Raw genomic sequence first — 12,936 nt, 5'->3', positions numbered from 1 at the left:
CTCGTTGAGAAAAGGTGTTGCCAGCATGACGACAGTCAAAGTCACCAAAGGTACGCTCGCCGATGGTCGCGAGATCATCTTCTTCGACGACAGCGAACCGTACGTCTCGGGCCACAAGACTCGACGCATCGAAGACCTCCGCCCGCTCGAACCGCGCACCCTGCCCCCGCACGAGGCCGCCTGCGTGCGAGTGGACCCGCTGACCGGCGACTCCGTGGCGATTGCCGCCCACCGCAACAACCGCACCTTCATGCCGCCGGCCGACGAAGACCCGCTGGCCCCGGCCGGCGTGGGCACCGTGCCCGGTGAGATCCCCGAAGAAGACTACGACGTGGTGGTCTTCGAAAACCGCTTCCCCTCCCTGCAGGGCCCGCTCGAAACCCTCCGCGACGAACCGCTCTTCACCGAAACCACCCCCGGCGGACGCTGCGAGGTCGTCAGCTTCACCCCCGACCACTACGGCTCCTTCGGCACCCTCGGTTACGACCGCGCCCGCACCGTCGTCGAAGCCTGGACGCACCGCACCCGCGAACTCTCCCAGCGAGAGGGCATCGTACAGGTCTTCCCCTTCGAGAACCGCGGCGAAGAAATCGGCGTGACTCTCCCGCACCCACACGGGCAGATCTACGCCTACCCCTACACGCCCGCCTACACCGCTGCGCTGGTGCGCCAGGCCAATCGCTGGAAGCACGAGCGGGGCGGGGACCTACTCGGCGACGTCCTCCACGCTGAGCTGCAGGCCGAGCAGCGCGTGATCACCCAAACCGAACACTGGGTGGCCTACGTTCCCTACGCCGCCAAGTGGCCCGTCGAATTCATCGTCATGCCCCGCCGCGCCGCCCGGGACTTCACCGAGCTGACCGAAGCCGAAAAAGACGACCTCACCCGCCTCTACCTCGACCTGCTGGGCCGCGTGGACCGCTTCTTCGACGGCGTCGAGAAACTGCCCTACATTTCGGCCTGGCACCAGGCCCCGTTGCGCGAGGGCGAGAATATCTCGCGGATGTTCCTGCACGTCTTCTCACTCATGCGCTCGCCGGGCAAGATGAAATACCTGGCGGGTTCGGAATCGGCCATGGCCGCCTGGATCAGCGACACCACACCCGAACGCATCGCCGCGCGCTTCAAGGAGCTGGCGCCCGGTGCACCTGAGGAGAACTAATGCACGTCTCGTGGAAAGAAAACATCCCCGCCGAACAGCTCGAAAACAACGTGGTGGAGCAGTTTCGGCAGACCTTCGGCGAGGCTCCGGCGGGCGTCTACTCCGCCCCGGGCCGCGTGAACCTGCTGGGCGAACACATCGATTACTGCGGCGGCACCGTGCTGCCTTTCGCCATCGAGCAGCGCACCTTCGTGGCCATGGGCCCCGCCGAGGGGCAGATCCGTGCCGTCACCCGCCAGGGGGACGCCGGCCAAGACAACACCGAGGCCTCTGAGGACGCGGTGCGGTTCGCCGAGGTTGCCCCCGGCAAGCTCTCGGGGTGGATGTCGTACGTGGCCGGCGTGCCCTGGGCGATGGCCCAGCAGGAGGGCGATTCATTCTCCGCTGCGGGCCGCGAGTTTGGGGCGCAGATCGCCATTGACTCCGCGGTGCCGCTGGGCGCGGGCCTCTCGTCTTCCGCCGCGCTCGAGTGTTCCATCGCGGTGGGCGTAGACGATCTGCTCTCGCGGCAGAACCCGCAACGCGAACGCCTGGCCGAGACCGACGAAGGCCGCAAGGCGCTCGCCGAAGCCTGCATCCGTGCCGAGAACGAGATCGCCGGTGCTTCCACCGGCGGCATGGACCAGTCCATTTCGTTGCGCGCCCAGCGCGGCAACGTGTTGGCGATCGACTGCCGCGATTTCTCCGCTTCTCCGATCGAGATCGACGTGGCTCAGGCCGGCCTGGCGATCTTGGTGATCGATACCCGCGCCCACCACAACCTCTCCGATGGCCAGTACGCGGCGCGTCGTGAATCCACCGAGGTGGCCCGCGAGGCCCTGGGCGTGCAGACCCTGCGCGATGTCTTCCCCGACACCCCCACCCTGGCCGGCGCCGAGAAGCTGTTGCGCGAGTGGGACGACCGCGTGGATTCGCTGAGCCTGCCCGCGCACGTTGACCGTGCCGTCATCCGCGATGCCGTGCAGCACGTCTGGAGCGAGATGGCCCGGGTGGAGGAGTGCATCGCGCTCTTCGCCGATCGCACCGAGGTTGACCCCGCCGACTGGACGCGCCTGGGCGAGTTGTTGAACCAGTCGCACGACTCGCTGCGTGACCAGTACAAGGTTTCGTGCCCCGAGCTAGATACCGCCGTGGACGCCGCACGCGAGGCCGGCGCGCTGGGTTCGCGTATGACCGGCGGCGGTTTCGGCGGCTCCGCTATTGCGCTCGTGCGTCGCGACGACGTCGAGAAGGTCGCCGAGGCGGTGGCTACCGCCTTCGAGAAGCAGGGGTTCACCTCGCCGGAGTTCCTCGTGAGCGCCCCCTCATCTGCCGCCGCTCGGCACTAGCTCACGCGTTAAACGCTCAGCGCGCCGCTACCGTGATGGGTAGCGGCACGCTGAGCGTTTAACGAGCGTTGCGCGGCAAGACCGGGCGCGGGCTGCGGTTCGTTGTCACCGCACCCCGGGTAGTTACTCCCCGGTGAAGAACTTGCGGAGCGAGGCCATGAATCCCGACTGGTTGGCGCGGGCGGTGTCTCGATCGGAGGCTGCGCGGCGAGCGGAGGCAGACTCGTCGAGCGCCTCGGTGATCGGATCCTGGCGTTGTTCCGCGCGGGTCTCGGGCTGGCCCTCGGTTTCCGCGGGGCGGCGGCGATCCTGATCGACCGGAGCGTTGGAGTCGCCGGTAGCGGATTCCTCGCGGCGCGTCTTCTCCTTGCCGAACGCGATCGCCGCGAAGTCGTCGGCGAGGTGCCGCTCGGTCTCGTTGAGCTTGTCTGCGTTGTGGGTTTCTAGCTCGTATTGCAGGTTGAGGATGGCCTCTTCGTCTTGGGTAGCTTCGAGGTTTTCCTGCGGAATGGAGTCGGCGGAGTTCTGCGCGGCGATCTGGGCGCGGTAGCGCTCGTAGGCCGCGATCGGGTCTTCGGCGTTGCCTTCACCCTTGTTCTCGGAGCCTTCAGTCGGGGTCTCAGCGGGGCTTTCCTCCGAAGTTTCACGCGGTTTTTCGCCCGCATCGGATTCTTCCACCGACATCGTGGCAACCCACTTCTGTGAGTTGGCGGTCCCCAGGTTGGGGCTGACCCAGTCGCCGGTGATGAACTGGCCCAGCGAGCGGGCTACGAGGTAGGGCACCTGCGGTTCGGTGGCGGAGCGGCCGATCACCTGACCGATCTCACCGCTGGCGCCGGGTGCGGCGTCCACCGCGTACAGCACGTGATCGTCGTGGGCCAGCTCCACCCAGCCCTCGTGCGTCAGCAGCGGCTGCACTACGTCGGTGGGGGAGGGCGCGGGGAGGCTCATCTCGGCCTGCTGAAAGCGTGCGGCGCCGAAGTCTGCCTGGAGCGGGGAGGCGACGACGTTCTCGTGATCGCCCTGCACCACGCGCCCTTCGCGAACGAGCGAGCGGAAGAAGCGGATCTCGGGCAGCGACTCGCCGGCGCGGGTAGAGACCTCGCGCAGTTCGGTATCGGTGTAGCCGTGGCGGTGGCCCAAGGTGATGAGTGCCGCGCGCATGGCCAGGCCGTCGTTGTTGACGTGGACGACCGAGTCGAGGTCGCCGGGGTCGCCAACGGGAGCCGCGGCGCTCTCCGGGCTCTCTTGCGAGGCGGGAGAGGTGGACGGCTCAGGCACGGTCTGCAGGCGAAGCTGACAGTTCTCGGAGATCTCTCCGGCATCGACCAGGCGCGTGAGCTCGTCACGCAGTTGTGACGAGAGCGGCTGATGGTGCATGGGTTCACCGTTCTCATCGGAAAGTTCCATATGAGTCAACGAACCGCGAACTATCTCAGCCGTGACCGTGATGGTCTCAGCGATAGATGCGGAGTGATCTTCGAGGATTACTGCGAGCGTCGGCAAATGCGTCATAGGCGCACTCTCGAAAGTCATAGGGATATTTTCTCACAAGAGGTGACAAGTCTCCCGGTAGTGGGGGCAGGTGGGACTGAACACGACACTCTGCCGGGGCGGTGGCGAGTTTCTGGTAGTCAGAGAGGTTTTAAGGGGCTTACCATAGTTTGTTTGGCAAATAAAAACAAGGTGCTCTTTGTGGTCATTTTGGGGGTAAATAACCCGAAGAGCACCTTGGAAAGAAGGGTGGGAGCTTAGTGATATTGGTTCTCCTCGCGGCCCGCTGCGCGGACGCTGGAGACCACCATCGCGGCCACCACGAGCAGGCCCACGCCCATGGAGATCAGGGTGGGGGTGCTGGTGAAGTCAGCCACCGTGGCTTCGCTAGCTTGCTTGAGGGACTTTTCGGTTTTCGTCATGTCAGAGTGACCTTCGGGAGTTGAGTGACTCGTTGGGGCCGCGGCCGAGATGTGGACGGCGGTGGGGGAGTCTGTGGTGTTGTCGAGGGCCTGTGCCGGGGTGACAACCACGCCGGCGGCGAGGGTGGCTCCGGCCAGAGTTGCGAGAATGCGGCGCATTCGAAAATCCTTTCGTCAGCGGCGCGAGTGTGTTGTTGAAGGCCCCGCCAGTCCCCACTGGTCTACTGTTGCCTAGAACACACTAATCTTATCCTGTGTTGCCTAGTCAACGACAGTGGAAATCCGCTCTCACGGGCAAACTTTGGGCTAACTTTCGGAACCATCAAAGAAACCCAAAATTTACGTATCTAAGAGGGGCGTACGGGTGCGGGTCGCTCGGTTGACCCTTCTCTGAAAACTTTTCCTGCGCCCTATCCCAGCTGGGCGGCAAACTCGGCGATAACATCCCGAGCGGAGCCCGCGCGCGCAGCACGCCACCCCGTACCGGCCCACAGGTGTAGGCGTTCGGCGTCCCCGGCTTGGCCCGCCGCCGCGCGGAGCTGCTTGGTCAGATGGTGCACCTGGGGGTACGCCAGGATTGCGTGGTCATGGTGGCGCTGCAGATACTCATTCTTCAGGGCGCGCGCCGGGCGACCGGTGAATGCGCTGGTCAGCACTGTCTCGGTGAAACGCGGGTCGGCCAGGGCGGCACGGTGCGTGGGCGAGGTGCCCGCCTCGTCCGTGCGGAGCAATGCGGTACCCAGCGCGACGGCCTCGGCGCCGGCGTCCAGCAACTGCCGGGCGGTAGCCGGACTGTCGACCCCGCCCGCCGCGACCGCGGGAATTTGTGTAATTTCAAGAATGTCGTGCAACACCTCTACGGTCGGACGATCCCCGAAGGTTCGCGTGGGATCGAACGTGGCGCTGTGCCCACCGGCGCGTGGCCCCTGCACCACCAACCCGTCGGCGCCGTTGGCCTCGGCTGCGGCGGCCTCGGCGGCGGTCGTGACCGTCACCAGCACTCGCGTGCCCACCTGCTGTAAGTGGGCGATGACCTGGGCGGAGGACAACCCGAACGTGAAGGAGACGACCGGGACCGGGTTCCGCCGCAGATAGGCCAGCTTCTCGGTGTAAAGGTCATCGTCGGTGCGGGGTTCGCGGGGCAGCTCGACTCCTAGCGCGGCGGCCTCGGGCGCGATGCGGTCGGCGAAGGCCTCGAAGGCGGAACGGTCGAAGGGTTCCTGGGACGTCGGGGCGTCGTTGGCCGAGGCCGGAACGAACAGGTTCACGCCGAAGTCAACACCGAAACTGCGGGCGGCGCGCACCTGCTCGGCGAGTTGCTCCACGGTCTTGTAGCCTGCCGCAAGGAACGGGAACCCGCCGGCCTGCGCCACCGCGCGCGCCAGCTCCACGGACGACGGGCCGCCCGCCATGGGCGCGGCGACAATGGGGTGGGTGGAGGTGATAACGGACATGCGAGCCTCCTGACTGTAGCGGTATTGAGCCCCAACTTATCGCCACGTTCGCGGCTTTGGCTAGAGGTCGGGCGGTGGCAGGTGAATACACGCTCCCGGTTACGACCGCGTGAAGTCGTGTGAATGCAAAGTCTCACTCAGGACGTCTGTGGCGACCTAATCACGTAACTGCTGGTTTATTATGCATTTCCCCTTGTCACAGACCGACAGTATGGGTATACTGTGATGTACAACACTCAAACCGTATGAAAAATTTAAGGAGTCTCTCATGAAGGGATTGGGAAAGCAACTCCTTGCTCTTGGAGTTAGTGCAGCACTCACACTAGGAAGTTCTTCAGTTGCATTTGCTAATCAAACTCTATCGTCCGATAACAACTACACTTACAACACCCAGGCTACAGAAGCCGAGATTCAGCTTGAACAAGCTCTCGAGTTGATCTTCACAAATTGATCTTCACAAAATTTGTTATTCAAAGCACCGACGGTTCCTATGTGGTTGACGAGGTGGCCGTGACGTCAGCGGGCTATGCTCACAATCTGCAGCTCTTCCGCAGTCTTGCTGCTGAGATGAACGCTTCTGGGGTACAAGCATCTCTCTTTCATTTTTCAAGTAAAGGTAGCGTGGCCCCCCAGGGTGCGACAGAATACGCAAAGTGTTTGGTAGTGGGTGCTCTGGGAATCCCTTTTACAGCATTTTCTGCAGGTACCTGGGGCTCAATCGTAACTGCAATTAAAGCGGCGAAATGGGGCTTAGCGGCTACTACGATTGTTCGTGCACTAGGGCCGGCTTTCGTCTCTACTGCCGGCAAAGCTATTGGTGGCCCGGTGGTTGTTGCGTCGGTTCTCGCCTACGCCGCCTTCACTTGTCGAGGACAACTATAGCGGTTTTAGATCCGCATTGTGAAGGGTAGGTAAAACTATGAAAAATAAAAAATCAGTAGCACTTCGATTGCTAGGGATATACCTTTTGACAGTTGCGATCTTTATTGCCGGCGGCTTTGTCGTTAGGAGTTTCGGCGGAGACTCATCGTTGCCCTTTGGCAGTTGGATTACATCGGGACTTTTCGGATTTTTCATGGCCACAGTACTGGTCTTTACAACATTGCGTAAAGATATTTGGCAACGAAAACCTTGACGCATCCCTCCTTATAAATGCAGATGTACACCGTTGAACAACGGTGTACATCTCTCTATAAATTTTTAAAAACTATTAACGTCTCTTGAAATCCTGCCACGGGGGTGCTCATGCAGCCCGCGGCGTCCTGCGGCGAGTGGCACCAAAGTTTTCGGCGAAATGCTCCCAGCGCGAGCGGGTCAGCACCCCCTGCCAGGCGTCGAGCCGGGTGGGGCGTCCGGCGCTGTCGGGCCTGCCTGCGGTGCCGCCGGGCACAAAGCGGATCTCGGCGAAACCGGCGCGTACCGCCGCCCGCCGCGAATCGATATTGCCCTCGATGCTGGTCCAGGTCAGGCGGTCGAGCGCGAGGTCTTCGTCGGCGAAGGCGGCTTGGGTGAGCGCGTGCAGGGCGCGGGTGAGCACCCCGTGGCCGCGGGCGTTCGGGGCCAGCCAGAAGCCGACCTGAGCGTTGCCCTCGGTGATGTCGAAGAGCGATACCATGCCGCGTAGTTGGCGGTGCTCCTCGATCGCCCAGATGAACTCGGTCTCGGCTTCGGCCAAGATGTGGGCCATGGCCACGAACTCCCGCACGTCCCCGGGCGCGAAAGTCAGCGGCACCGCCATGCACCAGCGGCGGATCTCCGGGTCTGACCAGGCGTGGGTCAGCGCCGGAACGTCGCGCTCGGCCAGGGGGCGGAGGGTCAGCGAATCAGTGATGATCTCCGGTTGCATATTCCGTTGTGTGTGGTGTGTTGTTGGATGCAATCCATTGTAGAAACGAAAAAACCGGGTGTGGAGCTACCGAGGTTTTGCCCAAGAAAGAGGGCGTGTTCACCAGAGCGGGGCGTGGACCCACCCACCGCGCCCGCCAGTGGACGGTGCTAACACGACGAGGCGGGGCGCTCCTGTGCCGGCACCCACGAGGCTCCCGGCTTGGCCTCCTTGCCGCACGATGCCGGACGCGGCGGCAGCCCCTTCTGTTGCAGGGCCAGCTCCCAGCGGCGTCCGTCGCGGTGGGTGACCACCACGTGATGCACCCCCGCAGAACGCGCGCCGGGCTTGGCCAGCTCGCTGATCGTCAGGTCGCCCACGCTTGGGGTCTCCCCTCTCTCGGCCAGCTCGCGGCGCACCAGCACCTCGGCGGCCTGCTCCGCGCCGTCCAGGGTGGAACGACCGCGCAAACCCAGGGTGCTGGGGGCGTTGTGCTCGGCCAAGCTGCGGTAGGCGCTCAATCCGGAGGCCGCGTTCAACCGGCCGTAGGTGTAACCGGTCGGCAGAGCGATGGCGACCGGGGCAAAGCGGTGCCCACCGGTGTGGGAGCACTCCCAGACCGTATCGGCAGGCAGTTCACGGGCGAGGAAATCCGCCAGGGGGCGGCCGGCGAGGGCGCAACAGCGGTCCCGCTTGGCGTTCGTACACACCAACATGAGGGTCTGCTGCACCTGCCGCGCGCCGGCGATGAGCTGCGGGGTGTCCAACGGGAGGTCGAGCAGGTCGCGGGCGTCTTTGACGGTCAGGGCGTACAACCGAGCTTTGGCGGCGTCGGCCACGAAGACGCGGTGAGAGCCGGCCGCGCGGGCGGCCTGACCGGCGCGTCCGGGTTTGCGAATGAGCAGGAGGCGGGCGCCGGCGTCCGCCATTTTCTGTTGGAGCGCGGCGGAGGTCTCGGCGTCGAAGGCGTGGCCGTCGTAAATGTCGCGCCCCCAGTTGCCCGGGTGTTCGAGGGCCACCCACAGGTTTTCGTGGGCGGCGGTGCCGGCGAGCTCTTCGTCGGTGAAGGAGGAGCAAGACCCCGGCGGCAACGGCGGGGTGACGAGGCGGTGTTCGGAGGGGCGATCGGCGCAGGAGCTCATGGGTAGAGTCTATCGCCCACCCTCTGATCGGCGAGTTCCCGATTTTTGCGCGAAATCCCGAGAAATTTTCGGGGATTCGCACAAAAATCGGGATGTCGCGGATCGGGTTAGGCGGGGTTGGCCGACTTCGGCGCGCCCTGACCCGGATCGATCTGCGTGGGACCGTCCGCACCCGGACGCACGTCGAAGTCGAAGATCTCGGTTGGCAGGTAGACCGTCGCGCACGAGTTCGGCACGTCTACCACACCCGAGAAGCGTCCCTCGATCGGGGCGGCACCCAGCAACAGGTACGCCTGCTCCGGGGTGTAACCGAACTTGGTCAGGTAGTCGATCGCGTGCAGGATCGCACGCTGGTAGGCCAGCTGCGAATCCAGGTAACGCTGTTCGCCCTCGAGGGTCACCGAGGTGCCCGAGAACGCCAGCCACTCCGAGTAAACCGGGCCGCCGCGTCCGGGCATGAAGATCGCGTTTTCGCTCACGCCGTACTTCTCCATGCCGCCCTTGATGACGTCCACGTGCAGGTCGATGTAACCGCCCATCTCGATCGCGCCGCAGAAGGTGATCTCGCCGTCGCCCTGCGAGAAGTGCAGGTCGCCGACCGAGAGGTTACCACCGGGCACAAAGACGGGGTAGAACACGCGCGAACCCTTGGTGAGGTTCTTGATGTCTTGGTTACCGCCGTTCTCGCGCGGGGGAGCGGTTCGGGCTGCCTCGGACGCCACGCGGGCGTACTCGGCGCCGGTCAGGGTTCCGAGGATCGCGCCGTCCGGTTCGGGCGGCAGGGCCAACGGGGGAACGCGCTGCGGGTCGGTGGCGATCAGGTCGCCCTCGCGCTTGTTCCACTTCTTCAGCAGGTCCGCCGACGGCGCGGTGCCCATGAGGCCGGGGTGGTGGATGCCGGTGAACTTCACGTGCGGGATGTGGCGGGAGGTGCACTCGCTACCCTGGAAATCCCAGACGGCCTTGTAGGCGTCGGGGAACTGCTCGGTGAGAAAACCGCCGCCGTTGTTCTTGGCGAAGATGCCAGTGTATCCCCAGCCCTGGCCCGCCAGCGGGCCTTCCTCCTGCGGGATGGCCCCGATGTCGACGATGTCGACGATCAACAGGTCGCCCGGTTCGGCGCCTTCCACCGCGAAGGGGCCGGCCAGGGCGTGCACCTTGTGCAAGGGGGCGTCGCGGATGTCGTCGGCGGAGTCGTCGTTCTTGATGAAGCCGTCGAACCACTCGCGGCAGTCGGCGCGGAAGGTGGTTCCGGGTTTGACGGTGGCGATCGGCGGGATGTCAGGGTGCCATCGGTTGTGGCCGATCTTCTCTTGTTGGTCGAAGGGTTTGCTGGAATCGAGCGGGAACAATACCTCGGGCATGGTGCCCTCCTTCTTCATCTGTGGTTGATTTTTGGGATGGCTTGAGGACGCCGCCGGCCGCCGCTAGGGGCGCGGCAGCTTGGCGTGGAGCGGGTTGGTGGTGACGGGCGTGGGTCGGCCGCGGGTTCCGGGCATCGAGGTGACCACCTGCGGTTCGTGCGCGGAGGCTTCGGCGGAACTCAACGCTTTACCGCGCGCCGAGTTCAGGTGGGAGAGCTTGATGGAAGACATGATTTTGCGAGCATCGGCGCCGCATTCGTGGCAGGCGGTGGCGCGCGGGATGTTGCTCATGGGGTGGTGTTCTTCGAAAACACCGCAGGTGGGGCACTTGAATTCGTAGAGGGGCATCGTTGGTTCTTCGCTGTCTGTGCTTGTGTCTTGAATCACAGTCTAGCGTGATACGGCCCGTTCGCCCAGATCCGCGAGATCCCGATTTTTGTGCGAATTCCCTAAAATTTCTCGGGAGTTCGCACAAAAATCGGGAGTTCGCGGATCGGTAGGATGGAGAGCATGTCTGAAGAACCCCAGAAACCCACGCGCGTGGACGTCTGGCTCTGGTCCGTACGCATTTTCAAGACCCGCTCGCTCGCCTCCGATGAGTGCCGGGCCGGTCACGTGCGCGTCAACGACGACCACGTGAAACCCTCGCAAAAACTGAAGGTCGGTGACATCGTGCGGGTGCGCTATCCCGGATGGGAGCGCGTCTTCGAAGTAAAGAAGCTGATTTCCAAGCGAGTGGGGGCACCGGTGGCGGTGACCTGTTACGACGACCTCTCCGAACCGCGTCCGGCATATCTCAGCCGCGGTGGCCTACCCCGTCGAGAACGCGGCGCCGGACGCCCCACAAAGGTCGAACGCCGCGAACTCAACCGCCTGCGCGGTTACGAAAAAGATTAAAGGACGCGGCCGGCAACCCAGCCGGTCGGCTCCTCAGCTCCCCGGCCCCTCGGCCCCTCGGCGCGCCGAATTACAGGCGGGCGGCCAAGGTGCGGCCGACCGTGCGTCCGGTGAACACGCACTGGCCCAAGAACGTGCCCTCGAGCGCGTTGTATCCGTGGGCACCACCGCCGCCAAAACCGGCTGCCTCTCCCGCGGCATATAGACCCTCCAGAGGGGAGCCGTCGGCGGTGAAGGCGCGGCCGGTGAGATCGGTCTGAATGCCGCCAAGGGTCTTGCGGGTGACCGTCCACAGGCGCACCGCGATCAGCGGGCCGTGCTTGGGGTCGAGAATCCGGTGCGGTTTGACGGTGCGGAAAATGCGGTCGCCGAGGAAGCTCCGGGAATTGCGGATGCCCACCGTCTGCGCGTCTTTGGAGTAGCGGTTGCCGACCTCGTTGTCGCGGGCGCGAATCTGCGCGGCCACCTGCTCGGCGGAGAGCAGGCCGTCGCCGGTGAGCTCGTTCATCTTCGTCACCAGCTCGTCGAGGGAGTCGGCGACCACGAAGTCTTGCCCGTGTTCCTTGAAGGCTTCTACCGGTCCCGGCGCGCTCGCACCCAGGCGGCTCTTGGCCAATAGTTTCAGGTCGCGGTTGGTAAAGTCGGGGTTCTGTTCCGAGCCGGAGAGCGCGAATTCCTTCTTGATGATGGACTGGTTCACCACGAACCACGAGTAGTCGTAGCCGGCGATGTCGGGGGTAGTGCGCAGGATCTTCATGGTGCCCAGGGTGTCGTATCCGGGCAGGCCGGGTGCGGGCAGGCGGCGGCCGCGGGCGTCCAACCAGATGGGGGAGGGGCCGGGCAAGATGCGGATCGCGTGATCGGGCCAGACGGGGTTCCAGTTCTGGATGCCCTCGGTGTAGTGCCACATGCGGTCGCGGTTGACCAGCCGCACGCCCTGGTCGGCGGCGGTCTCGAGCATGCGGCCGTCAACGTAGGCTGGCACGCCGGTGATCATCTTCTGCGGCGCGGTGCCGAGGCGTTCGGGCCACCAGCGGCGCACGGCCTCGTGGTTGCCGCCGATGCCGCCGGACGCCAGCACCACCGCCTGCGCGGAGAGTTCGAAGTCGCCGACGACCTCGCGGTTCGAGGCCACCCCGCGGGGTGAGTTGTCGGGTGCTAGGCGCTCCCCGCGGACGCCGGTCACGGCACCGTCGGTGAAGACGAGTTCGTTCACGCGGTGGCGGAAGGCGAGGGTGACGCGCCCTTCGGCTGCGGCGGCGCGGAGCTTGTTGGCAAAGGGTTCGGAGATGCCGGTTCCTGTACCCCAGGGCACGTGGAAGCGCGGCACCGAGTTACCGTGGCCGGTGGCGGTGAGGCCGCCGCGTTCGGCCCAGCCGACGATGGGCGTGAACTTCACGCCCTGGTCTTTGAGCCAGGGCAGTTTCTCCCCGGCGGCGAACTCGACGTAGGCGCGGCCCCACTGTTTCGCCCAGTGGTCTTCGGGGTTCTCGCCGGTCAGGCGGTCCCAACCGGCGGAACCCTGCCAGTCTTGCCAGGCGAGCTCGAAGGAGTCTTTGACACCCAGGCGGCGCTGCATGGGGGAGTTGACGAGGAACATCCCGCCGAACGACCAGAAGGCTTGCCCGCCGAGGTTCGCTGCGGACTCCTGATCGACGATCGTGACGGCCTTGCCCGCGTCGATGAGCTCACAGGCGGCGACCATTCCGGCCAATCCCGCGCCGACCACGATGACGTCTGCGTGCATGGGTTCCTCGTTTCTGCTGGGCGTTCTTTTACGCTTCGTTGGGGCCTGCCCCCTCGGGGTGGGGCGCTGAGACTATCCTACTGAGCTGGCCTGCAGGGTAA

General features: G+C 64.6%; 12 protein-coding genes. 4 read left to right on the top strand and 8 right to left on the bottom strand.

What is annotated here, in order from left to right:
• Positions 1-25 precede the first annotated feature (25 nt).
• Positions 26-1,162, top strand: a complete 1,137-nt coding sequence (galT, locus tag VVR12_RS06820; RefSeq protein WP_368550414.1) for a galactose-1-phosphate uridylyltransferase — start codon at positions 26-28, stop codon at positions 1,160-1,162.
• Positions 1,162-2,490 (top strand): galactokinase, encoded by a 1,329-nt coding sequence (gene galK / locus VVR12_RS06815; RefSeq protein WP_368550413.1) that lies wholly within the window; start codon positions 1,162-1,164, stop codon positions 2,488-2,490. The genes galT and galK overlap by 1 nt, the downstream gene beginning before the upstream one ends.
• Before the next feature lie 123 nt (positions 2,491-2,613).
• Here galK and VVR12_RS06810 read toward each other — a convergent pair whose 3' ends face one another.
• The 3 genes from VVR12_RS06810 to VVR12_RS06800 form a co-directional block, all read right to left on the bottom strand.
• Positions 2,614-4,005: a hypothetical protein gene (locus VVR12_RS06810; RefSeq protein WP_368550412.1), complete on the bottom strand. Its 1,392-nt coding sequence runs from the start codon at positions 4,003-4,005 to the stop codon at positions 2,614-2,616.
• 236 nt (positions 4,006-4,241) lie between these two features.
• On the bottom strand, positions 4,242-4,565 hold the full coding sequence (locus VVR12_RS06805; protein WP_368550411.1) for a hypothetical protein: 324 nt from the start codon (positions 4,563-4,565) through the stop codon (positions 4,242-4,244).
• A 251-nt stretch (positions 4,566-4,816) separates the two neighbouring features.
• Positions 4,817-5,860 carry a nitronate monooxygenase gene (locus VVR12_RS06800; RefSeq protein ID WP_368550410.1) on the bottom strand — a complete coding sequence of 348 codons (1,044 nt, stop codon included), beginning with the start codon at positions 5,858-5,860 and terminating at the stop codon, positions 4,817-4,819.
• Between the two features lie 268 nt (positions 5,861-6,128).
• Between VVR12_RS06800 and VVR12_RS06795 the strand changes: the two genes are divergently transcribed.
• Positions 6,129-6,311 (top strand): hypothetical protein, encoded by a 183-nt coding sequence (locus VVR12_RS06795; RefSeq protein ID WP_368550409.1) that lies wholly within the window; start codon positions 6,129-6,131, stop codon positions 6,309-6,311.
• Between the two features lie 792 nt (positions 6,312-7,103).
• Here the strand turns inward: VVR12_RS06795 and VVR12_RS06790 are convergent.
• From VVR12_RS06790 to VVR12_RS06775, 4 genes are all read right to left on the bottom strand, one after another.
• Positions 7,104-7,706, bottom strand: coding sequence for a GNAT family N-acetyltransferase (locus tag VVR12_RS06790; protein ID WP_368550408.1), 603 nt, complete (start codon positions 7,704-7,706; stop codon positions 7,104-7,106).
• Between the two features lie 149 nt (positions 7,707-7,855).
• Entirely contained in the window at positions 7,856-8,827 is a 972-nt protein-coding gene (locus VVR12_RS06785) for a sucrase ferredoxin (protein ID WP_368550406.1), read from the bottom strand.
• A gap of 107 nt (positions 8,828-8,934) precedes the next feature.
• Entirely contained in the window at positions 8,935-10,191 is a 1,257-nt protein-coding gene (gene fmdA / locus VVR12_RS06780; protein WP_368550405.1) for a formamidase, read from the bottom strand.
• Between the two features lie 63 nt (positions 10,192-10,254).
• On the bottom strand, positions 10,255-10,539 hold the full coding sequence (locus VVR12_RS06775; protein WP_368550404.1) for an FmdB family zinc ribbon protein: 285 nt from the start codon (positions 10,537-10,539) through the stop codon (positions 10,255-10,257).
• Between the two features lie 162 nt (positions 10,540-10,701).
• Here VVR12_RS06775 and VVR12_RS06770 point away from each other — a divergent pair, with 162 nt between their 5' ends.
• A complete protein-coding gene (locus VVR12_RS06770) occupies positions 10,702-11,088 on the top strand; it encodes an RNA-binding S4 domain-containing protein (RefSeq protein WP_409349890.1) in 387 nt (128 codons plus the stop codon).
• A gap of 70 nt (positions 11,089-11,158) precedes the next feature.
• Here the strand turns inward: VVR12_RS06770 and VVR12_RS06765 are convergent, their stop codons facing one another.
• The gene (locus VVR12_RS06765; protein ID WP_368550402.1) at positions 11,159-12,835 is read right to left on the bottom strand and encodes an FAD-binding dehydrogenase; all 1,677 of its coding nucleotides are present in this window, start codon (positions 12,833-12,835) and stop codon (positions 11,159-11,161) included.
• Between the last annotated feature and the right edge of the window lie 101 nt (positions 12,836-12,936).

The sequence above is a fragment of the Rothia sp. LK2588 genome, from assembly GCF_040946465.1.
GTDB lineage: Bacteria > Actinomycetota > Actinomycetes > Actinomycetales > Micrococcaceae > Rothia.
This window is presented reverse-complemented; position numbering and strand designations above follow the sequence as displayed.

What these genes read in the sequence shown, in the direction of transcription:
- galT (WP_368550414.1), top strand. Translation starts at nt 26, where the DNA reads ATGACGACAGTCAAAGTCACCAAAGGTACGCTCGCCGATGGTCGCGAG.
- galK (WP_368550413.1), top strand. Translation starts at nt 1,162, where the DNA reads ATGCACGTCTCGTGGAAAGAAAACATCCCCGCCGAACAGCTCGAAAAC.
- VVR12_RS06810 (WP_368550412.1), bottom strand. Translation starts at nt 4,005, where the DNA reads ATGACGCATTTGCCGACGCTCGCAGTAATCCTCGAAGATCACTCCGCA.
- VVR12_RS06805 (WP_368550411.1), bottom strand. Translation starts at nt 4,565, where the DNA reads ATGCGCCGCATTCTCGCAACTCTGGCCGGAGCCACCCTCGCCGCCGGC.
- VVR12_RS06800 (WP_368550410.1), bottom strand. Translation starts at nt 5,860, where the DNA reads ATGTCCGTTATCACCTCCACCCACCCCATTGTCGCCGCGCCCATGGCG.
- VVR12_RS06795 (WP_368550409.1), top strand. Translation starts at nt 6,129, where the DNA reads ATGAAGGGATTGGGAAAGCAACTCCTTGCTCTTGGAGTTAGTGCAGCA.
- VVR12_RS06790 (WP_368550408.1), bottom strand. Translation starts at nt 7,706, where the DNA reads ATGCAACCGGAGATCATCACTGATTCGCTGACCCTCCGCCCCCTGGCC.
- VVR12_RS06785 (WP_368550406.1), bottom strand. Translation starts at nt 8,827, where the DNA reads ATGAGCTCCTGCGCCGATCGCCCCTCCGAACACCGCCTCGTCACCCCG.
- fmdA (WP_368550405.1), bottom strand. Translation starts at nt 10,191, where the DNA reads ATGCCCGAGGTATTGTTCCCGCTCGATTCCAGCAAACCCTTCGACCAA.
- VVR12_RS06775 (WP_368550404.1), bottom strand. Translation starts at nt 10,539, where the DNA reads ATGCCCCTCTACGAATTCAAGTGCCCCACCTGCGGTGTTTTCGAAGAA.
- VVR12_RS06770 (WP_409349890.1), top strand. Translation starts at nt 10,702, where the DNA reads ATGTCTGAAGAACCCCAGAAACCCACGCGCGTGGACGTCTGGCTCTGG.
- VVR12_RS06765 (WP_368550402.1), bottom strand. Translation starts at nt 12,835, where the DNA reads ATGCACGCAGACGTCATCGTGGTCGGCGCGGGATTGGCCGGAATGGTC.